This window comes from Streptomyces morookaense (assembly GCF_013030945.1).
In the GTDB taxonomy this organism is placed as follows: Bacteria; Actinomycetota; Actinomycetes; order Streptomycetales; family Streptomycetaceae; genus Streptomyces; species Streptomyces morookaensis.
Genome location: NZ_JABBXF010000093.1, coordinates 18,857 through 45,169, shown reverse-complemented (window position 1 = coordinate 45,169; position 26,313 = coordinate 18,857). Strand labels below are relative to the sequence as shown.

At 71.7% G+C, this 26,313-nt stretch carries 24 protein-coding genes and 1 pseudogene; 14 read left to right on the top strand and 11 right to left on the bottom strand.

Going from position 1 to position 26,313, the window contains the following annotated elements; translation table 11 throughout:
* Positions 1 to 314 precede the first annotated feature (314 nt).
* The 3 genes from thrS to HG542_RS29825 form a co-directional block, all read right to left on the bottom strand.
* Complete coding sequence (thrS, locus tag HG542_RS29835) at positions 315 to 1,535, bottom strand: threonine--tRNA ligase (RefSeq protein WP_171086900.1); 1,221 nt, start codon at positions 1,533 to 1,535, stop codon at positions 315 to 317.
* Between the two features lie 166 nt (positions 1,536 to 1,701).
* Positions 1,702 to 3,039: a cytochrome P450 gene (locus tag HG542_RS29830; protein ID WP_171086896.1), complete on the bottom strand. Its 1,338-nt coding sequence runs from the start codon at positions 3,037 to 3,039 to the stop codon at positions 1,702 to 1,704.
* A gap of 29 nt (positions 3,040 to 3,068) precedes the next feature.
* Positions 3,069 to 4,226, bottom strand: a complete 1,158-nt coding sequence (locus HG542_RS29825; protein ID WP_229922478.1) for a DUF5005 domain-containing protein — start codon at positions 4,224 to 4,226, stop codon at positions 3,069 to 3,071.
* Positions 4,227 to 4,431: 205 nt separating this feature from the next.
* Here HG542_RS29825 and gad point away from each other — a divergent pair, with 205 nt between their 5' ends.
* The 3 genes from gad (at position 4,432) to HG542_RS29810 (ending at position 8,089) form a co-directional block, all read left to right on the top strand.
* Positions 4,432 to 5,865 (top strand): glutamate decarboxylase, encoded by a 1,434-nt coding sequence (gad, locus tag HG542_RS29820; protein WP_171086892.1) that lies wholly within the window; start codon positions 4,432 to 4,434, stop codon positions 5,863 to 5,865.
* Positions 5,866 to 5,875: 10 nt separating this feature from the next.
* Positions 5,876 to 6,745, top strand: a complete 870-nt coding sequence (locus HG542_RS29815) for a class II glutamine amidotransferase (protein WP_171086891.1) — start codon at positions 5,876 to 5,878, stop codon at positions 6,743 to 6,745.
* An 87-nt stretch (positions 6,746 to 6,832) separates the two neighbouring features.
* The gene (locus HG542_RS29810) at positions 6,833 to 8,089 is read left to right on the top strand and encodes a DUF418 domain-containing protein (protein ID WP_171086890.1); all 1,257 of its coding nucleotides are present in this window, start codon (positions 6,833 to 6,835) and stop codon (positions 8,087 to 8,089) included.
* A gap of 259 nt (positions 8,090 to 8,348) precedes the next feature.
* Here the strand turns inward: HG542_RS29810 and HG542_RS29805 are convergent, their stop codons facing one another.
* Positions 8,349 to 8,588: a hypothetical protein gene (locus tag HG542_RS29805; RefSeq protein ID WP_171086853.1), complete on the bottom strand. Its 240-nt coding sequence runs from the start codon at positions 8,586 to 8,588 to the stop codon at positions 8,349 to 8,351.
* A 108-nt stretch (positions 8,589 to 8,696) separates the two neighbouring features.
* Positions 8,697 to 9,206 (bottom strand): metallophosphoesterase family protein, encoded by a 510-nt coding sequence (locus HG542_RS29800; RefSeq protein WP_171086889.1) that lies wholly within the window; start codon positions 9,204 to 9,206, stop codon positions 8,697 to 8,699.
* 141 nt (positions 9,207 to 9,347) lie between these two features.
* Here HG542_RS29800 and HG542_RS29795 point away from each other — a divergent pair, with 141 nt between their 5' ends.
* The 3 genes from HG542_RS29795 (at position 9,348) to HG542_RS29785 (ending at position 11,406) form a co-directional block, all read left to right on the top strand.
* Positions 9,348 to 10,457 (top strand): AI-2E family transporter, encoded by a 1,110-nt coding sequence (locus tag HG542_RS29795; RefSeq protein WP_171086888.1) that lies wholly within the window; start codon positions 9,348 to 9,350, stop codon positions 10,455 to 10,457.
* Positions 10,458 to 10,667: 210 nt separating this feature from the next.
* Positions 10,668 to 10,817 carry a hypothetical protein gene (locus HG542_RS29790; protein ID WP_171086887.1) on the top strand — a complete coding sequence of 50 codons (150 nt, stop codon included), beginning with the start codon at positions 10,668 to 10,670 and terminating at the stop codon, positions 10,815 to 10,817.
* A 178-nt stretch (positions 10,818 to 10,995) separates the two neighbouring features.
* Positions 10,996 to 11,406 (top strand): VOC family protein, encoded by a 411-nt coding sequence (locus HG542_RS29785; protein ID WP_171086885.1) that lies wholly within the window; start codon positions 10,996 to 10,998, stop codon positions 11,404 to 11,406.
* 142 nt (positions 11,407 to 11,548) lie between these two features.
* Here the strand turns inward: HG542_RS29785 and HG542_RS29780 are convergent, their stop codons facing one another.
* Both HG542_RS29780 and HG542_RS29775 read right to left on the bottom strand, forming a co-directional pair.
* Entirely contained in the window at positions 11,549 to 11,719 is a 171-nt protein-coding gene (locus tag HG542_RS29780) for a hypothetical protein (protein ID WP_171086883.1), read from the bottom strand.
* A 71-nt stretch (positions 11,720 to 11,790) separates the two neighbouring features.
* Positions 11,791 to 12,372: a P-loop NTPase family protein gene (locus HG542_RS29775; RefSeq protein WP_176607128.1), complete on the bottom strand. Its 582-nt coding sequence runs from the start codon at positions 12,370 to 12,372 to the stop codon at positions 11,791 to 11,793.
* A gap of 146 nt (positions 12,373 to 12,518) precedes the next feature.
* On the opposite strand from HG542_RS29775, the pseudogene HG542_RS29770 reads away from it, so the two are divergent.
* Positions 12,519 to 12,999 (top strand): annotated as a pseudogene (locus HG542_RS29770) (transposase).
* Positions 13,000 to 13,016: 17 nt separating this feature from the next.
* Here the strand turns inward: HG542_RS29770 and HG542_RS29765 are convergent.
* Entirely contained in the window at positions 13,017 to 13,934 is a 918-nt protein-coding gene (locus HG542_RS29765) for a LysR family transcriptional regulator (protein ID WP_171086881.1), read from the bottom strand.
* A gap of 71 nt (positions 13,935 to 14,005) precedes the next feature.
* On the opposite strand from HG542_RS29765, the gene HG542_RS29760 reads away from it, so the two are divergent.
* Both HG542_RS29760 and HG542_RS29755 read left to right on the top strand, forming a co-directional pair.
* Complete coding sequence (locus HG542_RS29760) at positions 14,006 to 14,668, top strand: maleylpyruvate isomerase family mycothiol-dependent enzyme (protein ID WP_171086878.1); 663 nt, start codon at positions 14,006 to 14,008, stop codon at positions 14,666 to 14,668.
* Between the two features lie 5 nt (positions 14,669 to 14,673).
* Entirely contained in the window at positions 14,674 to 14,889 is a 216-nt protein-coding gene (locus tag HG542_RS29755; RefSeq protein WP_218039090.1) for a hypothetical protein, read from the top strand.
* Positions 14,890 to 14,909: 20 nt separating this feature from the next.
* On the opposite strand, the gene HG542_RS29750 is transcribed toward HG542_RS29755, so the two are convergent.
* Both HG542_RS29750 and HG542_RS29745 read right to left on the bottom strand, forming a co-directional pair.
* Positions 14,910 to 15,635 carry a dienelactone hydrolase family protein gene (locus HG542_RS29750; protein ID WP_171086876.1) on the bottom strand — a complete coding sequence of 242 codons (726 nt, stop codon included), beginning with the start codon at positions 15,633 to 15,635 and terminating at the stop codon, positions 14,910 to 14,912.
* A 395-nt stretch (positions 15,636 to 16,030) separates the two neighbouring features.
* Positions 16,031 to 17,482, bottom strand: a complete 1,452-nt coding sequence (locus tag HG542_RS29745) for an amidase (protein WP_171086874.1) — start codon at positions 17,480 to 17,482, stop codon at positions 16,031 to 16,033.
* A 219-nt stretch (positions 17,483 to 17,701) separates the two neighbouring features.
* On the opposite strand from HG542_RS29745, the gene HG542_RS29740 reads away from it, so the two are divergent.
* Positions 17,702 to 18,715 carry an SMP-30/gluconolactonase/LRE family protein gene (locus HG542_RS29740; RefSeq protein WP_171086872.1) on the top strand — a complete coding sequence of 338 codons (1,014 nt, stop codon included), beginning with the start codon at positions 17,702 to 17,704 and terminating at the stop codon, positions 18,713 to 18,715.
* A 200-nt stretch (positions 18,716 to 18,915) separates the two neighbouring features.
* Positions 18,916 to 20,664, top strand: a complete 1,749-nt coding sequence (locus tag HG542_RS29735; RefSeq protein WP_171086870.1) for a TIGR03767 family metallophosphoesterase — start codon at positions 18,916 to 18,918, stop codon at positions 20,662 to 20,664.
* 31 nt (positions 20,665 to 20,695) lie between these two features.
* Here the strand turns inward: HG542_RS29735 and HG542_RS29730 are convergent, their stop codons facing one another.
* A complete protein-coding gene (locus tag HG542_RS29730) occupies positions 20,696 to 21,547 on the bottom strand; it encodes a class I SAM-dependent methyltransferase (protein WP_171086868.1) in 852 nt (283 codons plus the stop codon).
* A gap of 105 nt (positions 21,548 to 21,652) precedes the next feature.
* On the opposite strand from HG542_RS29730, the gene HG542_RS29725 reads away from it, so the two are divergent.
* The 3 genes from HG542_RS29725 to HG542_RS29715 all read left to right on the top strand — a co-directional run bounded on the left by HG542_RS29725 (position 21,653) and on the right by HG542_RS29715 (position 26,306).
* A complete protein-coding gene (locus tag HG542_RS29725; protein ID WP_171086866.1) occupies positions 21,653 to 23,092 on the top strand; it encodes a glycoside hydrolase family 47 protein in 1,440 nt (479 codons plus the stop codon).
* Positions 23,093 to 23,532: 440 nt separating this feature from the next.
* Positions 23,533 to 24,669, top strand: a complete 1,137-nt coding sequence (locus HG542_RS29720) for an SDR family oxidoreductase (RefSeq protein WP_229922477.1) — start codon at positions 23,533 to 23,535, stop codon at positions 24,667 to 24,669.
* On the top strand, positions 24,666 to 26,306 hold the full coding sequence (locus HG542_RS29715; RefSeq protein ID WP_171086864.1) for a PfaD family polyunsaturated fatty acid/polyketide biosynthesis protein: 1,641 nt from the start codon (positions 24,666 to 24,668) through the stop codon (positions 26,304 to 26,306). Before HG542_RS29720 ends, HG542_RS29715 begins: the two co-directional genes overlap by 4 nt.
* Positions 26,307 to 26,313: the final 7 nt, after the last annotated feature.

The following is a 26,313-nucleotide window of genomic DNA, read 5'->3' as shown; positions in this document are numbered from 1 at the left end:
CCGGAGTGGGTGGTGCGCATGAGCGAGCTGATCCTTCCAATCGCGAAGTCGCAGTGGCCGTCATTGGCGCGAAAGAAGCGCCGCGTCTCTTTCGACGGCGCCGTGCGACTCGACCAGTGTTAGCGGCGGAAGAATCCGCTGGCAAAGGTGTGACCTACTACCGGAAGCCGTTGTCCATGCCCACCAATTGGCCGTAGATGTCCATTTCAGGCCTTTGGTCCTCTACGGCGTTGCATCGCACGTGATCTGGCTCTCATGGGCGGGCTCACACCCTGCCCCCCGATCGCTCACGGGGAGCATCGCCCGGTGACACCTCACGGGGCGTCCCAGAGGGCGGTGTTGTGCGCCCCGACCAGTGCCCCGACGCGCCGGAACACCTCCTCCGCGGGCAGCGGATCCGGGCGGCGGCCGTCGCGCAGGCGCAGGGCGATCAGGTCGCCGGCCGCCTCCCTGGGGCCGATCACCGCCTGGTACGGGACCAGCCGGGCCGCGCGGATACGGGCGCCCAGGGTGCCGTGCTCCGGGCCCACGGCCTCCGCGCGCAGCCCCCGGTCGAGGCAGCGCTGCACGAACGCCTCGGCCCGGGGCACCTCCGCCCCGGTGAGCGGCAGGACCGCCAGCTGGGTGGGGGCCAGCCAGGCGGGGAAGGCGCCGCCGTGCAGCTCGATGAGGTGGGCGACGACCCGCTCCATGCTGCCGATGACCGCGCGGTGGACCATCACCGGCCGGTGCTTCTGCCCGTCGGGGCCGGTGTACTGCAGCCCGAACCGCTCCGGCTGGTGGAAGTCGACCTGGACGGTCGACAAGGTCGCCTCACGCCCGGCGCTGTCGGCGACCTGGACATCGATCTTGGGACCGTAGAACGCCGCCTCCCCCTCGACCGCCTCGTACGGCACGCCGGAGGCGTCCAGGACCTCGGTCAGCAGGGCGGCCGACCGCTCCCACAGAGCGGGGTCGGCCACGTACTTCCCGCCGGCGCCGGGCAGGGAGAGCCGGTAGCGGGCCGCGGTGATGCCCAGGGCGGCGTACGCGCGGTCGATCAGTTCCAGCGCTCCGCGCGCCTCGTCGGCCACCTGGTCCGGGGTGCAGAAGATGTGCCCGTCGTTGAGCTGGATGGCCCGCACGCGGGTCAGCCCGCCCAGCACGCCCGAGAGTTCGGAGCGGTACATGCCGCCCAGTTCGGCCATGCGCAGGGGGAGTTCGCGGTAACTGTGGGGCCGGGAACGGTAGATGAGGGCGTGGTGGGGGCACAGGCTCGGCCGCAGGACGACCTGCTCTCCCCCGAGGTCCATCGGCGGGAACATGTCCTCGCTGTAGTGGGACCAGTGGCCGGAGATCTCGTAGAGCTCCCGTTTGCCCAGGACCGGCGAGAAGACATGCCGGTAGCCGGCCCGGCGCTCCGCTGCGCGGATGTACTCCTCCAGGGCGTGGCGCACCGCCGCCCCGTCGGGCAGCCAGTACGGCAGACCCGCGCCGATCAGCGGGTCGGTGTCGAACAGGTCGAGCTCGCGCCCGAGTTTGCGGTGGTCGTGCATCGCGGTCTCCTCGCGTTCGTCGGTGCGAGTGACCACACGGCGAAGCCCCGGGGCACTCGCCCCGGGGCTTCGGACACAGAACAGATGTCAGCGCGCCGGGACACTCTCCGGCGTCGTCGTCATGGCAGAACCAGCGCGCTTCATGTCCCTCACCGTAGCAGACCGCTCAACCACCCGGCGCACAGCGGCCGATGGGCCCCCGTGGCTCGGCCGTCATCGGCAGGGCGTCGGGGCGCAGGACGTTGCTGCGGACGCAGCGGATGCGGTGCTCCGGCACCGGGCGCAGCCGCCAGGCACCGGCGATGGTGCACAGGGCGAGCGTGGCATGGGCCGTTCCCAGGGTGCCGCCGATGCACTGGTGGTCGCCCGCCCCGAAGGGCAGGAAGGCGCCGCGGGGCAGCGTCCTGGCGCGCCCGGGCAGCCACCGGTCCGGGTCGAAGCGCAGCGGGTCGGGGTAGAGATCCGGGTGCCGGTGCAGGGCGTGGGGGCAGAACGCGACGTCCGCCCCGTGCGGCACCCGGTAGCCGGCGAGTTCGATCTCGCGCAGGGCACGGCGCCCCACCAGCGGGGCCCCGGCGAGCCGCAGCACCTCGGTGACGACCCGGCCGGCGTATGGCAGGCGGGCCAGGTCCTCGTGGCGTGCGGGACGGCCGCCGAGCCGGGTGTCGATCTCCTCGTGCAGCCGGTGCTCGACGTAGGGGTGGCGGCCCAGTTCGTGCCAGGCCCAGGCGAGGGTCATGCCGGTCGCGACGGCACCGGCGACCAGCATCTCCAGGGCGTGGTCGAGGACTTGGCGCCGCGACAGCCGCTCGCGGGTGGTCCGGTCGCGGACCTGTGCCAGGACGCCGAGCAGGCCGGCGGGTGTGCTGCCCGGGGGCGGGAGGGTGTCGATCGCGTGGACCAGCATCCGCCGCAGCAGCGCGGCGGCGCAGCGGTACCGGCGCCGGGCCGATGCGGGTGTCCGGGAGAGGAACCCGGTCTCCTCGACCGCCCCCCGGTCGATGTCCAGGATGCGGCGGGCGGGGTCCGAGACGGGCATGCGGGCCGGCCGCTCCCCCGTCAGGACGGACCACATGGCCTCGGCCGCGCAGGCGACGGACTCGTGGACCATGTCGAGCGGCCGCCCCGGGCTCCAGCCGGCGGCGAGACGTGCGGCCACCGGCCCGATGACGTCGGCGTGGCACGCCACCAGCTCCTGCCGGAAGGCCGGTTGCAGCATCCGCCGCCGCGTCCCGTGGGCAGGGCCGGTCGCGCCCAGCAGACCCTCGCCGAGCAGCCGGCCCGGTGCGCCCTCGCGCACGCGGTCCAGCGCGTCCCCTTCGAGGGCGAGCGCCTGGCGGACCGGTTCCGGCTCGGTGAGCAGGTAGACGTCCCTCGGCCCCAGCCGCAGCCGCTGGACCGGTCCCGCCCCGGCGCAGGCGGCGAGCAGTCCGGGCAAGTCCTTCAGGAGCGGCCGTACATGGCCGAGCACGGCACGCGCCCCGGGGGCGACGGGCGGTTTCATCCGGCGAGGCTACCCGTTGCGGAAGACGGTCAAGCGCCGTGCCGGGGCCCGGGCGGGGTGAGCGTGAGGCGCAGGAAGCGCGGGCGGTAGAGGTCCGCGCGGCGGATGACGTCCTGCGGGACGAGGCTGTTGACGTTGTACGAGACGACGAGCTCCCCGCGGCGTTCCAACTCGGGGTGCTCGTGCGGGTTGTAGGCGATGACGTTCGCGTTGCGGTAGGTGCCGTACGGTCCGGCTTCCGGTGCCCTGTACACCGTCCGCGCGTTGCCGAAGGGGCCGAACGGCGTGCGGGACCAGGCCACTTGCAGCTCGGCGCTGAACGGCTGGTCCGTCCGCTGGGTGAGCAGGGCGTACCAGGGGCCGTGCCGGACGACGCTGAGCTCGTCGGCGGTGCGCAGGGCGGTGCCGCCGGGCCCGGTCAGGCGGGCCGCGTCCGCCTCGCGGGCGGACCAGGTGCCGCGGGCCGTCCGGTACTGCCAGGGCCGGCGCAGGTCGGTGCCGGTGACGCGGGCCAGGTGCAGGAAGTTGCCGCCGGAGGGCGCCCGTTCGGTGCCGTAGACATAGATGTGCCCGTCCTGCCGGAACAGCCAGGCGCCCCAGGCGATGCGTGCGGACGACGGCAGCGGGGTGACCGACACCGGCCGGCCGAGCCGGCCGGTGCGGAAGCGGGCGAGCGCGTTGCCGCGCCAGGCGATGTCCAGGGGGCCGGTGCCGGTGGTCTCGTAGCGTGCGTAGACGACCTCCACCGTGCCGGGGCCGTCCGTGGTGCCGGCCCGGGCCCAGTACCAGCCGGATGCGGGGGCGACGAGCGAGGCGGGGGCGCCGTCCGGGTCGTGGCCGACGGCCGTGTGCGGGCCGGAGCGGTTCCAGAGCACGAAGCTGTTGTGGACGAAGGGTGCCGGGGCCCGTGAGCCGTCGGGGTGCACGGTGCCGAGGAACGTGTCGGAGAAGACCCAGAGTTCACCGTCGGCGGTCGGTACGGAGTAGGTGCTGTCACCGCCCGTCCAGTGGGCGGGTGCGGTGCCATGAAGGGCGTATCCGCGGAACGCCTCGGTCAGCGCCGTGTCGGGTCGGGCCTGCGACAGCGCGGGCGGCTCCGCGACCGGTGCGGGGGCGGCGGGCGGTACGAACGCGCAGAGCAGGGCGAGCAGGGCGGAAGCCGCGGGCTTTCCCGGGAAATGTCGCACGGAATCCCCAACGAGCGGGATGTATCCCTTGTTTCCCCCATGGTCCCCCGCAGGCCCGGAACCGGTGCAACGGGGGCCCGGGGAGCCCCCGTTGGTACAGGCGGCGTGTCGCGATGCCGCAAGGCGACCCTCCCCGGTGCGATGAACCGCGCCGCGCCGGGGTAGGCGGCAGGGGCGCCCGATTCCCTGCGAGAGGACGTCGACGATGGTCCTGAAGCATCCCCGCCACCACCGCCATGCCGCCCGGGACATGGAGATCAACCCGGTCTTCGCCCGGGAGCCGGTCCACGTGCCCCGGTACGCCCTGCCGCACGGGGAGATGGGACCGGACACCGCGTACCAGATCGTGCGGGACGAGCTGATGCTGGACGGCAACGCGCGGCTGAACCTGGCCACGTTCGTCTCCACCTGGGCCGAACCGCAGGCGCTGCGGCTGATGGCCGAGTGCGCCGAGAAGAACATGATCGACAAGGACGAGTACCCGCAGACGGCGGAACTGGAGACCCGCTGCGTGCACATGCTGGCCCGGCTGTGGAACGCCCCCGACCCGCACCGTGCGGTCGGCTGCTCGACGACCGGTTCGAGCGAGGCGGCGATGCTGGCGGGCCTGGCGCTCAAGCGCCGCTGGCAGCACCGGCGCCGCGCCGAGGGCGCCCCGACCGACCGGCCGAACCTGGTGATGGGCATCAACGTCCAGGTCTGCTGGGAGAAGTTCGCGGACTACTTCGAGGTCGAGCCCCGGTACGTGCCGATGGAGGGCGACCGCTACCGCCTCGATGCGCAGAGCGCCGTCGCACTCTGCGACGAGAACACCATCGGCGTGGTCACGGTGCTCGGTTCGACGTTCGACGGCAGCTACGAGCCGGTCGCCGACATCGCCGCCGCGCTGGACGAGCTGCAGGCGCGCACCGGCATAGACGTGCCGGTCCATGTGGACGGCGCCTCGGGGGCGATGATCGCCCCGTTCCTCGACCCCGGGCTGTCCTGGGACTTCCGACTGCCGCGCGTGGCCTCGGTCAACACGTCCGGGCACAAGTACGGGCTGGTGATGCCGGGGGTCGGCTGGGCGCTGTGGCGGGACAAGGACGCGCTGCCGGACGATCTGGTCTTCCATGTGAACTACCTGGGCGGGGACATGCCGACCTTCGCCCTGAACTTCTCCCGGCCCGGTGCCCAAGTGGTCGCCCAGTACTACAACTTCCTGCGGCTCGGCCACGAGGGATACCGGCGGGTGCAGCAGACGTGCCGGGACGTCGCGGTGCGGCTGTCGACGGAGATCTCCAAGCTCGACGCCTTCGAGCTGCTCACCGACGGAAGCGAGACACCGGTGTTCGCCTTCCGGGTGCGCGAGGGCATCGAGGCGTTCACGGTCTACGACGTCTCCGCCGCGCTGCGGGAGCGGGGCTGGCTGGTACCCGCCTACACCTTTCCGCGGAACCGTACCGATCTGGCCGTCCTGCGCATCGTCGTCCGCAACGGCTTCAGTCACGATCTGGCCGATCTGCTGCTGGAGGACCTGCGCCGGATCCTGCCCCGGCTCGCCGGCCAGGACAGGCCCTACCGTGGAGAGGACGACGCGGGCGCCTTCGCGCACGGCGTGGAGACCAAGTGCCCGCGGACCCCGGGACCCCACGAGTGAGGAGCCCCCGATGTGCCGTCTGTTCGGCCTGAGCAGTGCTCCGCGGCGCGTGCACGCCACCTTCTGGCTGCTGGACGCGCCCGACAGTCTCAGCGTCCAGAGCCGGCACGAGCCCGACGGCACGGGGCTCGGCCACTTCGCCGCCGACGGCAGACCGGTGGTGCGCAAGGCGCCGCTGGCCGCCTGGCAGGACCGGGAGTTCGCCCAGGAGGCCCGGCGGGTGGAGTCCAGCACCTTCATCGCGCACATCCGCTTCGCCTCCACCGGCGGTCTGCAGGAGCGCAACACGCATCCGTTCGTGCAGGACGGGCGGCTGTTCGCGCACAACGGGGTGATCGAGGGGCTGGACGCACTGGACGCCGAACTCGGGGAGGACCGGGCCCGGGTGCTGGGCGACACCGACTCCGAGCGGTTCTTCGCGCTGGTGAGCCGGGAGATCCGGACCCGTGACGGGGACGTGTCGGCCGGGATCGAGCACGCCGCGCGGTGGGTCGCCGCGCATCTGCCCGTCTACGCCCTGAACCTCGTCCTCGCCACGGCGGACGGGCTGTGGGCGCTGCGGTATCCGGACACCCACGCGCTGTACGTGCTGCAGCGCCCCACGGGCGGCCACCACGGCTGCCGGCACCTGGACCACAGCGGCAGCGCGGGCCGGCTGCGGGTGCACTCGCAGGACCTGGCCCACTCCCCCGCGGTCGTGGTGGCCAGCGAACGCCTGGACGACAACCCGCACTGGCGGCCGATGGAGCCCGGCGAGCTGCTGTACGCCGGTCCCGGCCAGGAGGTCGTCCGCCGCGTGGTGCTGCCCGGAGAGCCCCGTCACCGGCTGGCGCTCGCGGACCTGCGGCCCGAGGCGGCGGCTTCGCAGCATGCGGCCTGACACCGGCCATGCCCGCCACCCGGAAGTGTGAGGCAAATTAAACCCAAGGCCCTGTCGCGGGTACCCTCGGTCACCGACCCTGGAGGGATGTCGCAGAACATATCAACGGCAGCCCTCCCGGCTCCTTCCCCTGCCCGCACGGGGGACGGCGAGGGCCGCCGCACGGGGGCGGGACGGCTGGTCGGTGTGGACCTGGCCCGGGGACTGGCGGTCTTCGGGATGTTCGCCGCCCACGTCGGCCCGGATCCGTCCACCGGGGGGACCACCGGGTTCCTGATGGAGCTCTCGCACGGCCGGGCGTCCGCGCTGTTCGCCGTGCTGGCCGGGTTCTCGCTCGTCCTGATGACCGGCCGGCGGGTGCCGAAGACCGGCCGCGACGGGCAGGTCGCCGTCGCCCGCATCCTGATCCGCTCCGCCGTCCTGCTCGTCCTCGGCACGGCACTGACCATGACGGGTACGCAGGTCGAGGTGATCCTCGCCTACTACGGGCTGTACTTCGTCCTCGCCCTGCCGCTGTACCGGCTGGGTGCCCGCACCCTGGCGTGGCTGGCGGCCGGTGCGGCACTGGTGCTGCCGCAGGCGCTGTACCTGGTGCAGGACTCCATCAGCAGCGGCACCTGGGCCGAGCGGGTCGCCGCTCACGATCCGCTGGCCCGCATCAGCGGCACGGACGGGCTCGTCGACCTGTTCTTCACCGGCAGCTATCCGGTGCTGACGTGGATGCCGTTCGTCCTGGCCGGCATGGCGGTCGCCAAGCTCGACCTCGGCTCACGCGCGGTGCTCCGGCGGCTGGCCGCCGCGGGCGGCGCGCTCGCGGTGCTCGGCTACGGCGGCTCCTGGCTGGCGCTGAACCTGTTCCACAGCATCTCGGCCGCCGTCGGGGCGGTGGGCGACGGGCCGGTGATGTCGGCCTGGTGGTCGGACGCGGTGGGCGACCCGACGGGCGACACCCCCGCCTGGCTGCTGGTGGCCGCCCCGCACAGCGAGACCACCCCGTCCATCCTCGGCAACACGGGGGTGGCCCTCCTGGTGCTCGCGGCGTGCATCGTGGCGGCGGACGCCCTGCCGCGCTTCCGGCGGGCGGCCTGGCCCGTCGTCGCGGTCGGCAGGATCTCGCTGACGGCGTACGTCCTGCACATCGCCGCCATCTGGGCACTGGGCATCGGGGACGTGCCCGGCTCCCCGCTGCCGGTGCTGCTCGGCTTCGTCGCGGCCTTCATGCTGCTGGCCGTCGTCTGGCTGCGCTTTTTCCAGCGAGGCCCGCTGGAGTACCTGATGTACAAGATCACCGGGCTCGCACGGCTCGTGCCCGAGGTCCCGGCGCAGCCGGCCGGGACGCGGTGAGGAGGTCCGTGACGCCGGGGGCCGGTGCGGTGCCCTGACGGGTTTCGCGCCGGTGGTCAGTCCGGGGGCTCGTCCGTCTGCGATTCCCGGGAGCCACCCGTACCGCCGGACCGCTCCCCGGCGTTCCCGGCGCTCTTCGGTTCACGGGGAGTCTCCAGACCCGCCGGGCCCCGCTGCGATGCGGCGCCCGCCTGCTGGTCCTGCATGTCCCGGGGAACGGCCTTGCGGCGCCCAGGAGCCTTCCCGCCGCGTCCGGCGTTCACGACTGGGTCCTCTTGCCGTGCGCCTCACCGCGCGTCCGTTCCTTCTCCGCTCTCCCGCCCCGTGCCCGCACTCCTTCGAGGGCCTGGTCGCGCGCGGTGCCGCCCTCGGTCCGGTAGCCCTCCTGAGCGCTCGCCGTACCCGGCACGGAGCGCTCGCGCGCCTGGCTCTCCCGGCCGGAACGGGCTCCCGGCCCCTTCGGTTCCCGGGACGTCTTCCTGGGCTGCTGACGAGCCATACCGGCCACCTCCGTGGTCCTGAGCGTGCGCCCACCCCGCGGATGCGGGGGGAATCCCCGGGTACCCGCGATCCGGTCACGCATGCGATACCGGCGTAACCGCGCCCCCTATCTCGCCGCTGCCGCCTCGATGCGGTGCAACGTCACTTCCGTGAGCTCGCCGCCGTCCGCCCGAGCTGTCATGTACGTGCGGTAGGGCTGACGGCGCCGGTCGGTGGGCGAGCCGGGGTTCAGCAGGCGCAGGCCGCCGGGGGCGGTGGTGTCCCAGGGGATGTGACTGTGGCCGAAGACCAGCACGTCGGTGGAAGGAAAGCGTTCGGCGCAGCGCTCCTCGCGGCCGCGGGCCGGGCCGGTCTCGTGGACGACCGTGAAGCGCAGTCCGGCGAGCTCGGCGTGGGCGATCTCGGGCAGCCGGGCGCGCAGGCCGGGTCCGTCGTTGTTGCCGTGGACGGCGATGAGTCGGCGGGCGCGGGCGGTGAACAGCTCCAGCGTCGCGATGTCGGTCCAGTCGCCGGCGTGGAGGACGACGTCGGCCCGGTCCATTGCGGCCAGGAGGGGTGGCGGCACGTGCCGGGCCCGGGTGGGGAGGTGGGTGTCGGACGTCAGGAGCAGCCGCATGGACCGCACTGTAGCCATCACGTGCCGAGCGGCCCCGGCACTCGTCCCAGCAGGTGGTCTTGCCGGGTGAGCGATGCACCGCACCGTCCGCAGGGTACGTAGAGGCCCGACTCCCCGCAGACGGTGATCGAAGAGGACGGCATGCCGGCATCCAACCCCCCGCAAGGCGCACACGGCGGGGCCGGCCGCCCGCGGGAGCCACGTGCGGAGCGCGGGCTGCGGGTGCGGCCGGTGTCCTCGTGGTGCGCGGCCGGTTTCAGCGTCGGGCTGGGCCTGACACTGGCCTATCTGGCGGTGCAGACCGTGCTGCGCATCAGCGGCGTCCTCACACTCCTGCTGCTGGCCCTGTTCGTGGCGATCAGCCTGGAGCCGGTGGTGGCCTGGCTGGCCCGGCGCCGTATGAGGCGGGGGTGGGCGGTGACCCTGGTCGTCCTCGCCCTGCTGGCCGTCCTGGGCGGGTTCCTCGCCCTGGTCATCCCCCCGGTCTCCGCCGAGGTCGCCTCGCTCGTCCACACCGTGCCCAAGTGGCTCGACCAGCTGCACGACCACCATTCCTTCCTCGGCCGCCTGGAGGACCGCTACCACCTCGTCTCCAAGGCCCGCCGCCAGTTCGGCTCCGACCTGGGCAAGGCCGTCGTCGGCGGCCTCCTGGGCGCCGGCCACGTCGTCATCAACGCCGTCACCGGCACCGCGCTGGTCGTCGTGCTGACCGTCTACTTCATGGTCGGCATGGAGCAACTCAAGTGCTTCGCCTACCGGTTCATCCCGCTCAGCCGCCGGGCCGGGGCGGTACAGCTCACCGAGGAGATCCTGCTGCGCGTCGGGCGGTACATGCTCGGCAACGTCGTCACCTCCGCCATCGCCGGACTCGCCACCTTCCTCTGGTGCATCGGCTTCGACGTGCCCTACGCGGCGGCGCTCGGCGTCTTCGTCGCGCTGATGGACATGGTGCCCGTCATCGGATCGACCATCGGCGGCATCGTCGTCAGCCTCGTGGCCCTCTCGGTGTCCTTCCCGATCGCGGTGGGCACGGCGTGCTTCTACATCGGCTTCCGGCTCGCCGAGGACTACCTGATCATGCCGAAGGCGATGCGCTACGCGGTCAACGTGCACCCCATCGTCACGGTCGTGGCCGTGGTGGTCGGCGGCGCCCTGCTGGGCATCGTCGGGGCGCTCATCGCCATCCCGGTGGCGGTGGGGATCGGAATCGTGCTGGACGATTCGGTGTTCCCGCGGATCGATGCGGCGTGAGCGCGTCCGCGCAACTGGGCGCGTGCGGGTCACTGATCCGCTTGGGTCCTCGCTCGGATACCGGCCGGGCGGGGTCCCTTTCTCATGCCCTTGGGCGACCTCTGGCATGCACCCAAGAGCATGCCCGGCCGGCGTATCGGCCCCGGCGCCGCCGCACTACCGAATCACCAGGACCGCCCGGTACGGCCTACGGATCCAGTACCGTCCTGCATGACGGACCACGGAGACACCGACCCTTCTCTGTCCGACGCCCAGCCGACACAGGACGACTCCCAGGATTTCGACTACAGCCCCTCCGATGGCGAGCCGGGGCTGTGGCAGCGGCTCAAGGCAGCGTGGCGTGGGGAGATCGAGCGCTAAGCGGCTCTGCCGAAGTCCGCTGCTGATCCACACCTGCGGTACAAACCTGGCCGCCCTTGGTGAACGGGGTCCGGGGCCGAATCCCCCATAGCCCCCGGAACTTTCTGTTCCCGCACCTCAGCGGAGCCGCTCAGGGCCCGTCTCGAAGTCGGGTGTGAGCTTGTGCCAAGATCGCGGGATGCTGCGACTCACAGACTTCATTATCGACTGTCCGGACACCATGAAACTGGCGGCTTTCTACTCCGAAGTGACGAGCCGTCCGATCAAGGAAGGCAGCTCCGAGGACTGGGCCGGCATCCAGTTCGGCGAGATCGAGCTGGCATTCATCCGGGTGGACGACTACCGCGCTCCGCAGTGGCCCGACAGCGAGCACCCCAAGCAGTACCACCTCGACTTCGAAGTGGACGAGATCGAGTCCGAGCAGCGCCGCGTCCTCGACCTCGGCGCGACGCTGAGGCAGGACTTCATCGGCCCCAACGGCTACGGCTGGCAGGTCTACACCGACCCGATCGGTCACCCGTTCTGCCTGTGCCGCAACAAGGGCGTCATCTGGACGGACCAGGGCCCGATCTGGCCCAAGCGCAACTAAGCGGCTCGGATGCGGTTCGTTGCTGACTGTCGGATCCGGTCGCGTCGATGGTTCATGGCCTGGTCGACGGCCTTGCCGATGGCGTCGGTGCTGGTCTGCGTGCGATGCGGGTAGTCCTGCCCCGATCGGGCTCGGGAGCCGGTCAGACTGCCTGGTCGCGCCAGGTGTCGAGAACAGTCTGAACGGCGCTGGAGACCTGGTTCTGCTGAGTGCGATCGGCCCACAGGTGCGCGTCGTGCTCGGTGAGCGTGACCGTCTCGCCCGTGACGTTGGCGGTGAAGTTGAACTGGCGGGTGCGGCCCTCCCAACTCATCGTCGATCTTCACGTACAGTGCGGTGATGACGGTCTCGAGGTCGTTCGTCACACATCGATCAACGAGACCCTCACCCGTTGCGCCCGAAGAGACTTCCCGCTTGCTCGTCGTAGGGAGCACGCCCCTCGGCCCGGTACGCATGCTCCTGCGCCCGCAACCATGCACGGGCCTCTCGGGCCGAGGTGAGTCGGATCACCGTCAGATGAGGCCGGCCGCGGAGCCTGTCACGCGTCCGGGACCGCTTCGCCGCATGCTGTGCCCAGGCCCAGCGGATGGGGTGCTCGGGGTCGAGCCAGTCGCGGAAGCCCTCCCGGTTGCCGTTCCAGAGCTCGCGGCGCGTGAGCGCACGGCTCACGGACCTGCGCAGCACCCGGAACATGACGGTCCGGCGGGGCAGGTCGAGCCAGACGTACGTGTCCGCGCGCGCCAGCAGGAGATCACCGAGCTTGGAGGTGTACTGATCCTCGGTGACCCACCGCGGGCTCGCGGCGAACCGCTCGATGTCGGACCGAAACGCCTCCCGCGGCTGCCAGTTGGGGCCGTGGTGCAGGGCGTCCAGCTCATGGCGCGGCAGCCCGGCGCAGGCCGCCAGGCGCCCAGCCATAGTCGTCTTTCCCGCCCCGGAGATGCCGGCTATCAGTACACGTTCCACGGGAGAACCCTAGACGAGTGAGCCTGAAGCCCTGGTGAACGGTGAAGCCGAGCAGGGACCAGGCGACGGCCAGGTCCGAAGCCCGAAGGACTTCGCACTCATTCGTCCAGGGCGTGTCTCCTTGATGGTGGGTCAGTCGATGAGATGTGTCCGTTCGGTTAGTGATCACTGATGCGATGTGGGGCCGGATAGCGCCGCTGATGCCAGCCGATCCGGTCCGCGGACGACGGTGGGCCGATCACCGCCGCACGCTCGAGGCCATCGCATGGAAGTACCGCACCTGCTCGCCCTGGCGGGATCTGCCGGACGAGCTTGGCTCGTTCCAGACCGCTCACAAACGGTTGGTCGGGTGGGCCGTCGACGGCACGTGGGAGAAGATTCTCGCCGCGGTCCTCGCCGCAACTGATGCTGACAACGACGCTCCGACCTTTGAGATGGTCATGGCTCGCATCCGCGTGCCTCGAACTGGCTCCGGCAGGCCCCGGACCCGGCCAGCGGAACGCCGTCGAACGCTGCATCAACCGCCTCAAGCAGTGGCGCGACCTGGCCATGCGAACCGACAAGCTGGCCCTCGCATATCAGGCCGCAATCCACGTCGCCGCCATCCTCATCTGGGCACGACGATGACCAAGGACAGAGGCGTTCTAGGAATCGGACGGCTTGGGGATGGCATCGCGTAGGCGCTCGAGGAGAACCCGGGCCGCGGGGCTCGAAGGACCGCTGGCCTGCCAGGCGAGCGCGATGCGGGCACGCATCTCGGGCCGGACGATCCGCAGGGTGCGAAGCCGTCCGTCAAGGGGGGACTCGTTTTCTCCGGCAGGTAGCACGGCGATGCCCAGGCCCCGCGCGGCAAGGCGCGAGAGTACGTGTGGGGCTGCCGCCTCGAAGGCAATCCGGGGCCGGAATCCTGCCTGCGCGCAGCCGCGTTCGAGCGCCGCGCGCACCCCGGTGCCGCGCGGCAGGCAGATCAGTGGCCGATCCTGCAGATCGGCGAGTGGGACGCTCGTACCGTCGACGCGATCGAGAACTGGGTCACTTGGCGCGACAGCGGCAACCAGCGGGACATCGATCACCGTCTGAAAGGCCAATCCGGGCGGGGGCACCTCCTCCGCCGTTCCGAGGACGGCGATGTCGAGCTCGCCGGCCAGGAGAGCGGCCTGCATCCGCTCCGTGGCGTCCTCGGTGAGGGCCACCTCCACCGAGGGATGGGAGTCGTGGAAGTCCGCGAGTAAAGCGGCGATGTCGAAGGCGTGGCCGGTGGCGCCGGAGACCAGCCCGAGCCTGACCCGGCCGCGCAGCAGTCCCGTGTACGCATCGACTGTCTGCCGCACCGACTCCGCCGCCGCCAGTGCGGCGCGGGCGTACGGCAGGACCGCCCGACCCACCTCGGTCGGCGTCACCGACCGGCCGGAGCGGTCGAGCAGTGGCTGCCCCAGCTCCTTCTCCAGCTGGCGGATCTGGGCGCTCAGGCCGGGCTGAGCCAGATGCAGCCGGGCGGCGGCGCGAGTGAAACCACCCTCCTCGGCCACCGCGACGAAGTAACGAAGCTGACGAAGTTCCATAACTGATGATTCTAGTGACCAGCAAAACCATCTATTTGAGATATATGGCGGGCGGCGGCACGCTTGATCGCATGGAGAACGCGACAGCCCGCAAGGGGCAAAACACCGAGGTCAGGGCCGCGATCGCAGCGGAACGCCGGGAACTGGCGGACCTGCTCGACAGTCTCCAAGCCGACCACTGGGACGGGCAGAGCCTCTGTGCGGGATGGCGGGTTCGCGAGGTCGCAGCGCACATGTCGATGGGGTTCCGGCTCTCCTTGCCCGCGACGCTCGGCGAGCTGGCCAAGGCGCGCGGCAACCTCCACCGCATGACCGACAGGGTCGCGCGCCGGGATGCGGCCGCCCATTCCACCACCGCACTCGCCGCTTTCCTGCGGGACAACGCCCACCATCCCTGGACACCACCAGTCGGCGGGTTCGCTGCGGCACTCGGCCACGACGTCGTGCACGGGCTGGACATCACCGTCGCCCTCGGCCTTGACCGGCGCGTCCCCGAGAACCGGCTACGCATCCTGCTCGACGGCATCCGGCCCAGCACCCTGAAGTTCTTCGGCGCCGACCTCGACGGAGTGCGGCTGTGCGCCGAGGACCTCGACTGGTCGTACGGCTCAGGCGCGCCCGTGGTCGGCGCCGCCCAGGACCTCCTGCTGCTGGCCTACGGCCGCAGACTTCCAGACGGCAAGCTCCGAGGAGCACCGAGCAACCGCTTCACCCAACCCGCCAAGAAAGCATGAACCGAATGCGCAACCGCCTTCTCCTGGGCCTGTCCCTGCTCTCCACCGGTCTGCTCGCAGGAGCCTTCGGCTACGGCGCCGCCAACCTCGTCCCCACCTTCAACTCCGTGCCGCTCGACATGAGGCTCGACTTCCACACCGAGCTGATGAAGATGAACGGGATCACCATGCAGGGGCAATGGCGGTCCCGGGGCTCAGCACCCTCGCCCCGGCCGCCCTGACACGCGGGCCGGGCCGGGCATCACTCCGTCACGGGCAGGCACTCGGCCAGCAGGTCGACGACGTCGTGCCAGGCTCGCTGCGCATGCCGTGGGTGGTAGCCGACGCCAGGGACCACGGGATGGTCGACCGGCGGGTGGTGGAAGGCGTGCAAGGCGCCGCCGTAGACCACGAGGCGCCAGTCGACGCCCGCGGCCTGCATCTCGGCCGTGAATGCGTCGCGTTGCGCGGGCGGCATGATCGGGTCCTCCGACCCGACCCCGGCCCACACCGGGCAGCGGATGCGCGCCGTCTCGTCCGGTCGGCCGGTGGTCAGTGCGTTGACGGTCCCGATCGCGCGCAGGCCGACGCCGTCGCGCCCGAGTTCCAGCGCGATCGCGCCTCCGGTGCCGTAGCCGACGGCGGCGATCCGGTCGGGGTCGGTCCGCGGTTCGGCGCGCAGCACATCGAGCGCCGCGTGGCCGATGCCCCGCATCCGGTCGGGGTCGTCGAGCAGCGGCAGGCAACGGGCCAGCATCTCCTCGGGATCGCCCAAATAGCGCCCGCCGTGGATGTCGAAGGCAAGCGCCACGTACCCCAGTTCGGCGAGGGCGTCGGCCCGGCGGCGCTCGACGTCGCTGAGCCCCATGCCCTCTGGGCCGAGCAGCACGGCAGGCCTGCGGTCGGTACCGGGCGGGAGCGCGAGGTGCCCGATCATCGTCAGACCGTCGGCCGGGTACTCGACCGTGCGCGTTGTAATCGTCGTCATGAGACTGGACAGTAGTGATCGACGGGCACGGTCGAGCCGGGGTTCACCGCTGGCAGAAGAGCGCGGGTGTCCCTCTGGCAGCGCCGGAAACCGCTGAAGATACGGATGTTCCCCAGCTGCCGTGTCCGTGGGATGTCAGCTGCTGGAGCCGATCCTCCCTGGTGCTGGCTGCCTCGGTAGCGGTGTGACCTTTGCTCGGCCCAGACGGGTCGATGGCAGGCGTGGTGGGTGGCCTGCGGGCAGCGCGTGGAGTCGCACACCCCGATCAGGGGCTTCTTGATCTTCGGAGTCCGGGCGAGCTTCGGACGGAGTGCCCGTGACGGGTCCGTGAACCAGCAGTAGTTGGCGTGTTTGTCATCCGCATCTCAACCTCGACGGACACCCGGTAGTACGCCCTACCTCGGCGGCTGGAAGCCGCCGATCTTGTGCTCGAGCAGCTCGGCCAGCCGCAGCGGGGTGCGGTCCTCGAACATCGGGCCGATGAGCTGCACTCCCACCGGCAGGCCCTCGGGAGAGCGGCCCGCCGGTATGGCGGTGGCGGGCAGGCCGGGCATGGTGGCCAGACCGGCCCAGACGAGCTGGTCGAAGTACGGGTACTCGACGCCGTCGATGTCGATTCGGCGTTCCAGCGGATCGGGGTTGTGGTCGTGCGGGAACGCAGGAGTCGGCGTGATGGGACACACCACGGCATCGAACTCGGCGAAGAGCTGCCGCCAGCCGTGACGGTGGAGTTCGCGACGGCTGTTCGCCTCGATCCAGTCGCGGTGGCTCAACACCATCCCGCGCAGCAGCGCCGCATCCAGACTCTGGTCGTCTGCGCTCAGTCGGGCGGCGCGGGTCCGCAACTGCTCGTAGGAGTCGACGGGAAAACGTGCGGCAGAGCCCGAAAACAGCAACTGCCTGTAAAGCATGGCGGCTTCGGTCAGATCGGGAAGCAGCGGAGTGTGCCGTTCGACGCGGGCGCCGCCGTCGGCAAGCGCGTCGACCACCCGGTTCACGCCCGCCCGCACGGCGGACCCGGTCGGAATGAGCGGATGCTCCTCGAGCGCCAAGACCCGGAAGTCGCCGAGCCGCTCATGGCGCGCGGGCGGCAGCGTCACGTCGTACGCCACACCGTGCGTCATCGGGTCCGGTCCGACCATGACGTCGAGCAGGAGCATGAGGTCGCGGGCGGTGCGCGCCATCGGACCGACGACGGCGAGGTCGAGGTCGACCGGCAATGGCGGTGCCGGCGGCGCGACCATGCCGCGGGTTGCCGCCAGTCCGAGTGTCGGCTTGTGCGCGTAGATGCCGCAGAAATGCGCGGGGGTACGCAACGAGCCGGCGAGGTCGGAGCCGATGGACAGCGCGCCGAACCCGGACGCCAGAGCCGCCGCTGATCCGCCCGAGGACCCACCCGACGTGAGACCGTGATCCCACGGGTTGTTGGTGGTGCCGTAGATCTCGTTGAAGCTCTGGATATCCTGCAGCCCCACCGGCACATTGGTCTTACCGAGCACCACCGCGCCTGCGGCCTTGAGCCGCGACACCTGGACCGCGTCCTCGGTCGGCATGAAGTTCGCCTGCGGCGACATGCCCCAGGTCGTGGGCAGCCCGGCGATGTTGTAGGACTCTTTGACCGTCACCGGAATACCCAGCAGCGGCCGGTCCTCGCCGCGGGCGCGCTCCTGGTCGGCACGGCGCGCGGCGGCCCGCGCACGGTCGAAGTCCGGCACGCAGATCGCGTTGATCGCCTTGTCGTCCCGCTCGATACGAGCGATTGCCTCGTCGGTCAGCTCCACCGATGTCACTTCACCGGCACGCAAGGCGGCCGCGAGTTCTTCTGCAGTCTGAAAGCTCCACTCCATGACGCCGACCGTACCGACCTCTGGAACAGGCCATAAAATGCCGATTCGCACAACGGGGTTGACGTCTCAACTCATCATGCTGCTCTCCGGCCACTGGAAATTCGCCCGACCGCCGGCCATGGCAACGCGCCACGGCCTGGCGCATCTTCGGTCACCGACACCACCGGGAACGGTATGTTCGAGCTCGTCCGCCCCCGTCCGGCCACGGAAGGTCCCTTCATGCTCCCGCAGAAGCCCGCCCTGCGCCCGGTCGTCTGGCAGCCGCCGGCGCGGCCCCCGCGGGCGCGCGTCAAGGCGAGCCGTCCGCCACTACCGCGTGTGCGCAGGCTGCCGCTGGGCGGGAAGGGGCCGGAGGACGTCCGGGTCGACGCCGCGGGGCGGGTGCTGACCGGAGTGGAGGACGGGCGCGTGCTGAGCGTGGACCCGGTCAGCGGGCAGGTGGCCATGGTCACCGACACCGGCGGCCGGCCGCTCGGCCTGTGTCCGCTGCCCGACGGGCGGTTGTTGGTGTGTGACGCGCAGCGGGGGCTGCTGCGCACGGATCCCGCCTCGGGGCGCACCGAGACGCTGCTGCGCGAGGCGGCCGGGCGGCCGTTGACGGTGTGCAGCAATGTGGTGGCGGCCCCGGACGGCACGTTGTACGTCAGTGATGCCAGCCGGCTGCCGCTGGAGCACTGGATGGGCGATCTGCTGGAGCACGCGGGCAGCGGGCGTCTGATCCGGTACGAGCCCGGTACGGGCACCGCCGAAGTGGTGCTCGACGGGCTGCAGTTCGCGAACGGTGTGGCGCTGGCCCGGGACGGCTCGTTCGTCGTGGTCGCCGAGACCGGTGCCTACCGGCTGACGCGGTTGTGGCTCACCGGGCCGAAGGCGGGGCGGCGTGAACTGTTCGCCGAACTGCCGGGTTTCCCGGACAACATCTCCACCGGTCCCGGCGGTCTGATCTGGGTGGCGATGACCGGTCCGCGGGAGCCGCTGCTCGATCTGCTGCACCGCACTTCTCCCGGTCTGCGCCGCGCGCTGTGGCAGCTGCCGACCGCGCTGTTCCGGGGGCCGCGCCCCACGGCGTGGGTCATGGCGCTGGACGCGGACGGGCGCGTGGTGCACGACCTCCAGCGCCCGGCGGACGGTTACCGCTTCGTCACCAGCGTGTGCGAGCACGACGGCGTGCTGTATCTGGGAAGCCTGGTCGAGTCGTCCGTGGGCGTCGCCGGACCGGTGCCGCAGTCCTGACAAGCCGGGGTCTTCGGGGCGTTCCTGCTCCTGCATCACCATCGCTCAACGATCATCTCACCGTTCCTTTGCATTTCGTTCACGGAACGTCCAGCACCGCTCAGCATGCTGTCCGGCGACCATTACGCACCAGTAAGTGCGTGCCGGACGCTCGTCGTTGCGGCACGCCACGTTGCTGACCGATCGTCAGGAGACGCGGCATGCCCGCATACAGCAGACGCCACTTCCTCACCGGCACCGCGGCCGCAGCAGCCGCAACGGCCCTCTCGCTGGGCAGCAGCCGGTTCGCGTCTGCGGCGGCCCTCGACCGTGCCGTGGCCGCCACCGCCGCCCGCGCCGTCCGCACCACGGGCACCACCCTCGAACAGGCCGCCATGGCAACGGGCAGCGGCCCGTACAAGCGCCTCCAGGCCGGGCCGGGCTGGCCGTTGGTGGTGCGCACCGACCTCGCCCAGGCGGCCGCGGCCCGCGACGGGCGGCGTACCGCGCTGGCCTCCTTCGTGCAGTTCACGGACCTGCACCTGGCGGACACCGAGTCGCCGGTGCGCTTCGAGTACCTGGCCCGGTACCTGGACAGCGCGCACCGCCCCCAGGAGGCGCTCACCGTGCGCGGGGCCTCCTCCCTCGTCGAGCGGGTCAACTCGCTTTCGGGCGGCCCGTTCACGGGGAGCCCGTTCTCCCTCGTGATGGCGACCGGCGACAACACCGACAACCACGAGCAGATCGAACTCGACTGGTACCTCACGGTGATGAGCGGCGGCGCGATCACCCCGAACAGCGGCGACACCCGCCGCTACGAGGGCGTGCAGAACTCCGGCAGCGCGCTGTACTGGAACCCCGAGGCGTCCTTCCAGGACTCGTACAAGGCCAAGGGCTTCCCCGGGATACCCGGCTTCCTCTCCGCGGCGGGACGTTCCTTCAACGCCCCCGGCCTGCGCACCCCTTGGTACAGCACCATCGGCAACCACGACGACAGCATCGAGGGCACCCTGCCCGACCTCGGTCTGCTGCACTCGCTCTACACCGGCGACCGCAAGCTGGAGGGGATCGACGACACCGAGGCGGCCAAGCTGGCCGACGCCCTGCGCAACGACCCCGCCTCGGCCGTCCTCCACCTCGCCAAGCTGCTCAAGAGCGGCGGCCCGGTGCGGCACGTCACCCCGGACCCGCGGCGCGCCCCCTTCACCCCGGCCGAGTTCGCCAAGGCCCACCTGGACCCCGCACGCACCGGCCCCGGCCCGGTGGGGCACGGCTTCACCGACTCCGCGGTGGACAGCGGACGGCTGTACTACACCTTCCCGGTATCCGACGGCGTCCTGGGCATCAGCCTGGACACCACCAACCCGGCCGGGTGGGCGGACGGTTCGCTCGGGACCGCGCAGCTGAAGTGGCTGGAGTCCGTGCTGCAGTCCCGCAGCAGCCGCTGGTACGACGCCGACGGCCGCGTCGTGCGCGGCGGACAGTCCGACGAACTGGTCGTGATCTTCAGCCACCACACCAGCACCACCATGGGCAACCTGCTGCCCGACCCGCACCACCCCTTCGAGAAGCGGCACGACGGCAACGAGCTGGTGGCCCTGCTGCAGCGCTACCCGAACGTCGTCGCCTGGGTCAACGGCCACACCCACGAGAACCAGATCCTCGCCCACGGCCACGCGACGCCCGAGCGCGCCTTCTGGGAGATCAACACCGCGTCGCACGTCGACTTCCCGCAGCACGCCCGGATCATCGAGATCGCCGACAACGGCGACGGCACCCTGTCGCTGTTCACCACGCTGGTGGAGTCGGCCGCCCCCTACACGACCGACTTCGGCGACACCTCCGACGCGGGCCTCGCCGCGCTGTACCGGGAGCTGTCCTTCAACGACCCGTACGCCGTCCCGGCGAAGAAGCTCGGCGCCGCGGCCGACCACAACACCGAGCTGCTGCTGGCCAGGCCCGGCCGCTGAACCGGGGACCCCGCGCCGGGGAGCAGCCACGTCAGCCGTGCCGCACCGCACGGAGCGCGTACAGCAGAGGGATCCTCGGCGCGGCGTCCGGCAGCCGCCACCAGCCGTCCCCGGCAGGCTCCATGGCGGCGAAGCGCCGCCACGGCAGCAGGTCCGTCTCCCGCAGCACGTCCACCGTCAGGCCCGCGGCGGTCGCGGCGCCGACGACCTCGCCGACGCCGTGCCGCCACTCATAGCTGACCGTGTCCGACTGCAGGGGCGGGCCGTCGGTGTAGGTGTGCGAGGAGTCGTGGCGGACCGGGCCCCGGCCCGCCAGGTAGTCGTGGCGCAGCAGCAGTTCGTGCTCGCCGGGCTGCGGCACCGGGCCCAGGGCGTGGAGCAGCGGGTGGAACTCCACCACGTACAGCATCCCGCCCGGCCGCAGCAGGTCCCGGACCACCTCCGCCCACCGGTGCAGGTCGGGCAGGTAGCACAGGGCGCCCTTGCCCGTGTAGACGACGTCGAACCGCCGCCCGCCGAGGGCCTCGACGGCCCGGTGGACGTCCGCCCGGACGAACTCCACCTCCCGCCCCGCCTCCGCGGCCAGCCGGCGCGCCTCCGCCACGGATGCGCCGGAGAAGTCGAGCCCGACGGTGTTCGCGGCCCCGCGGCCGGCGAACGCCTGGGTCTCCACGCCCAGGTGACACTGCAGGTGCAGCACGTCCCGGCCCTGCAGGGCGCCGAGGTCGTCCCACTCGAAGGGCGCGAACCAGCCGTCCGGGGAGCGGGACCCGTCCAGGCCGTAGAAGCCGCTGGCGACGTGCACGGGGGTGCGGGCGTCCCAGTTCCGGGCGTTGGCCCGCAGCATGTCCTCGGTCGTCGGCATGTGCTCGTCGGCGGTCATGGACCCTTTCTACTGCCCATCGTGGCGGTGCGGTACGGGCAGGTGTACCCGGCCGCACCGTCGTGCCTTGCCGCGGACCGGTCCGGGCACCCGCATACTGCGGTCGTGATCAGCAGATCGTTCACCGCCAGCGCCACCCGTCGGAGCCTGCTGCGCGCACTCGCGGCCGCCGGGGGCGCCGTCGCAGGCGGCGTGCGTCCCGTGCCGGCGGCCGCGGCACGCCACCCGCTGCCCCGCGCGGCGCGCCGGCACAAGCCCGACCCGGACAAGGCGCACGAGATCCGCTCCGAGTTCGTCCACGCCTGGGAGGGGTACAAGCGGTTCGCCTGGGGGCACGACGAGCTGCGGCCGGTCTCGGGGGGCCACAGCGACTTCTTCGCCCACGGGCACCCCGTGGGGCTGTCCATCGTCGAGGCGCTCGACACGCACCACGTGATGGAACTGGACGCGGAGACCGACCGGTGCGTGCGGTGGATCACCGGCCATCTGGACTTCGACATCGACGCCGACTTCCAGGTCTTCGAGACCGTCATCCGCATGGTCGGAGGCCTGCTCTCCGGCTATCTGGCCACCGGCGAGAAGCGCCTGCTCGACCTCTGCACCGACCTGGCCGACCGGCTGCTCCCCGCCTTCACCACCTCGCCGACCGGCATGCCCTACCGCTACGTCAACCTCCGTACGGGCGAGGTCTCCGGGCCCGTGCTGCCGCTCGCGGAGATCGGCACCAACATCCTCGAGTTCGGGGTCCTGTCCGACCTCACCAACGACTCCCGCTACCGCAAGGCCGCCAAGCGGGCGCTCCGCGCGGCCTATCAGCGGCGCTCGTCGCTCGACCTGCTGGCCACCAGCATCAACATCGAGACCGGCCGCTGGGCCGACCGCGAGGCCGTCTCCTTCAACCCGCCGGTGGACTCGTTCTTCGAGTACCTGTGGGGCGGCTGGGCGATGTTCCGCGACGAGGACTGCCTGAACTGGTTCCGCACCCTGGAACCCGCGGTCAAGAAGCACCAGACCGAACGCATCGGCGAGCTGCTGTGGTTCAAGAACGTCGACTTCCGCACCGGGAACCTGCTCAACAGGCGGCAGTCGTCCCTGGCCGTCGCCATCCTCCCGGTCGGCGGGGACAACACCCTGGCCGCGGACTACTTCCGCTCCTGGACCGCGGTCCTGGACAAGTACGCCGTCATCCCCGAACTCATCGACTACGCGCACCTCGACGTCGTCGACCCGCACAACCAGCTGCGCCCCGAGTACGCCAACTGCGCCTTCGAGCTGTACTGGCAGACCGGCGACCCGTTCTACCGCACCGCGGCCTGGCGCTACTTCAAGAACCTGCGCGCCCATCACCGCGTGCCCGGGGGCTACACGATCGTCACCGACGTCACCCGCAACCCCATGCCCAAGGGCGACCACTGCCCGGCGTACGTCTTCGCCGAGAACTTCAAGTGGCTCTACCTCACGTTCGCGGATGCCCCGCGCTTCGACTACACGCGGGGGTACCTCAGCACGGAGGGGAAGATCCTGCGGGGGCTGCGGCGGGCGTGACGTCCCCGGGGCCATGACACCGACCACACCGACGCGGAACTCCCTGCGGGTCCGCCCCGCCTGGTGAAGGCGTCCCTGGTCGGCGGTGCGGAACTGGCCTGCCCCGAAGGGGCGTCCGCCGAGGTCGACGCCTTCCCGGTCTTCGGCGGCGTCGACCTGACGGTCCCCGCGGGCACCACGGTCGAGGTCCAGGGCTTCTCCCTGACCGGCGGCGTCAAGGTGCGTCAGGAGGGTAGCGGCCGGGGGCCGGCCACCAGGTCTTGCCGCCGGCCCGCAGGGCCCAGCCGTGCTCTGCGCCGGACGGGCGCCGCGCCACGCCGTGCGCCTCATCGAGCGCGACACGATTCATACCGGTATATGTTCATATGCACGGCGCGGGCGGGGACGATCGGACGTGGACCGAGCACTTCCCGCCGCGAAGCCCTCCACTGTCTGGAGTAGTGGCTGTGCACATCGCACTGACGGGTGCCACCGGATTCCTCGGCAGCCGGCTGCTGGTGCAGTTCCTGCGCCGTGGCGCCGAGGTCACCGTGCTGGCCCGGCCCCGGCCGCGCGGAGCCGGGGAACGCCTCGCCACCGTCCTGGCCGCCTCGGGCGCCCCCGGTTCCCTGCTCGACCGGCTCCACCGGCGCGTCCACGTCGTCGAGGCCGACATGTCGCTGCCCCGGCTGGGCCTGTCACCCGTGCACTTCCAGGAGCTGGCCGACCGCGCCGACGCCGTCTGGCACTGTGCCGGCGACATCCGCCTCAATGCCGACCTCGCCGGCCTGCGCGCCGTCAACGTGCACGGCATCCGGCAGATGCTCGCCTTCACCGCAGCAGGCCGACGAGTACCGCGGTTCCACCATGTCAGCACCGCCTTCGTCGCCGGTGCCCGCCGCGAGGGAACCGCCTACGAGCACGAACTCACCGACGCGCACGGCTTCGAGAACGCCTATGAGCAGTCCAAATACGAGGCCGAGCTGCTCGTCCACGCCTGGGCTCGGCAGCAGCACCGGCCCGCCGTGATCTTCCGCCCCAGCATCCTGGTCGGCGACCGGCCTCCGCACCCGGACGTACCAGGGCACCCGCTGCAGTACATCGGCGAGGTCGCCCGGTCCGCCCGGGAGGCGGCTGCCGCCGGCGGTCTGGAGCTGCCGCCCGGGGAGCGTCCGCTCGTACGCATCGCGGGCCGTGCCGACGGACACCTCAATCTGCTTCCCGTGGACTGGGCCGCCGAGGCGATGGTCCGGCTCGCCGAACGCTGCCCCGGCACGGACGTGTCGACCTTCCACGTCGTGCACCCGCGCGACACGCCCATGGCCGTGCTGGTCCGGCTCCTCGAACGGCTCTTTCCCGTGCGTCTCGAACTCCAGGACGCGGACGTGGCCGTGTCCGACGCCACCGAACTGGAGCGGACCGCCGACTTCTACCCCGGCTTCACCCCCTACCTCCGGCACCGGCGCCGCTTCGACGACACCGCCGCCCGCCGGCTGCTCGGCCCACTGCCACCGCCCCCCGACGTCGACCTGCCCTACCTCGTCGCCGGCACCGACCCGGCGGCCCATGACGCCGCCCGCCCGAGGACCTCGCGATGAACCAACTCCTGTCCACTGCAGCGGACTCCGCGGTCACCCGCCGCGCCGTGTGGTACCCCGACCCCGACCGGCCGGCCGCGTACACCACCGCCGACGTGCTGCCGCTCGTCGCACACATCAGGGAACCCGTCCAGCTCGTCGGCGCCCCCGCCGGGCCCGGCATCGGCATCGCCCTCGGCGGCTCGGCCGCCCCCGCCACCGGCCGCACCGGTGTCCCGCACCTCGGCACCCTGCCCCCGCTCTACCCCGAGTGGCTCGGCGACCGCTCCTTCGCGGAGACCCATGGCACCCGGTTTCCCTACGTCGCCGGCGAGATGGCCAACGGCATCGCCACCACCGGCATGGTCATCGCCCTGGCCGAGGCCGGGATGTTCGGCTTCTTCGGCGCCGCGGGCCTGGACCCCGGCCGCGTCGAGGCCGCCGTCCGCGAACTCACCGCCCGGCTCGGCACCCGACCCAACTGGGGCGTCAACCTCATCCATTCCCCGGCGGAGCCCGGCCTGGAGGACCGTGTCGCGGATGTCCTGCTCCGGCACCGCGTACCCGCCGTCTCCGCCTCCGCCTTCATGGAGCTCACCCCCGCCGTCGTCCGCCTCGCCGCCACCGGGCTGCAGCGTGACGCCCGCGGCCGTATCCACCGCCGCACGCGCCTCTTCGCCAAGATCTCCCGCCCCGAAGTCGCCGGCCCCTTCATGTCCCCCGCCCCCGACGACCTCCTGCGCCGCCTCGTCGCCGCCGGCCGGCTCACCGAGGACGAGGCCCGGCTGGCCGCGCACGTGCCCGTCGCCGAGGACATCACCGTCGAGGCCGACAGCGGCGGTCACACCGACAACCGCCCCCTCACCGCCCTGCTGCCCGCCGTCCTCGCCCAGCGCGACGCCCTCGCCCGCACCCACGGCCACGACCGCCCCGTCCGCATCGGCGCCGCGGGCGGCCTCGGCACCCCCGCCGCCGTGGCCGCAGCCTTCGCCCTCGGCGCCGCCTACGTCCTGACCGGCTCCGTCAACCAGGCCGCCGTCGAATCCGGGCTCTCCGCCGACGCACGCGCCCTGCTCGCCGCGGCCGACGTCGCCGACGTCGCCATGGCCCCCGCCGCCGACATGTTCGAACTCGGCATCAAGCTCCAAGTGCTGCGCCGCGGCACCCTCTTCGCCCAGCGCGCCGCCCGCCTCCACGAGCTCTACCGCGACCACGCATCCTGGGAGGACATCCCCCCGCAGCACCGCACCGCGGTCGAACGGGACATCCTCCAGGCCCCGTTCACCACCGTCTGGGACGAGACGCGCCGCTTCTGGCAGCAACGCGACCCCGCCCAGACCGCACGCGCCGAGAGCGACCCCCGGCACCGTATGGCCCTCGTCTTCCGCTGGTACCTCGGCAGTTCCAGCCGCTGGGCCATCGAGGGCCGCACCGCGCGCCGCACCGATTACCAGATCTGGTGCGGCCCCGCCATGGGCGCCTTCAACCGCTGGGCCGCCCACAGCTTCCTCGCCGACCCCGCCCGGCGCACCGTCGTCCAGATCGCCCGCAACCTCCTCGAGGGCGCCGCCGTCCTCACCCGCGCCCACCAGCTGCGCAGTTACGGCGTCGCCGTGCCCCCCGCCGCCTTCGCCTTCCCCCCGCGCCCGCTCGCCTAGGACCGCA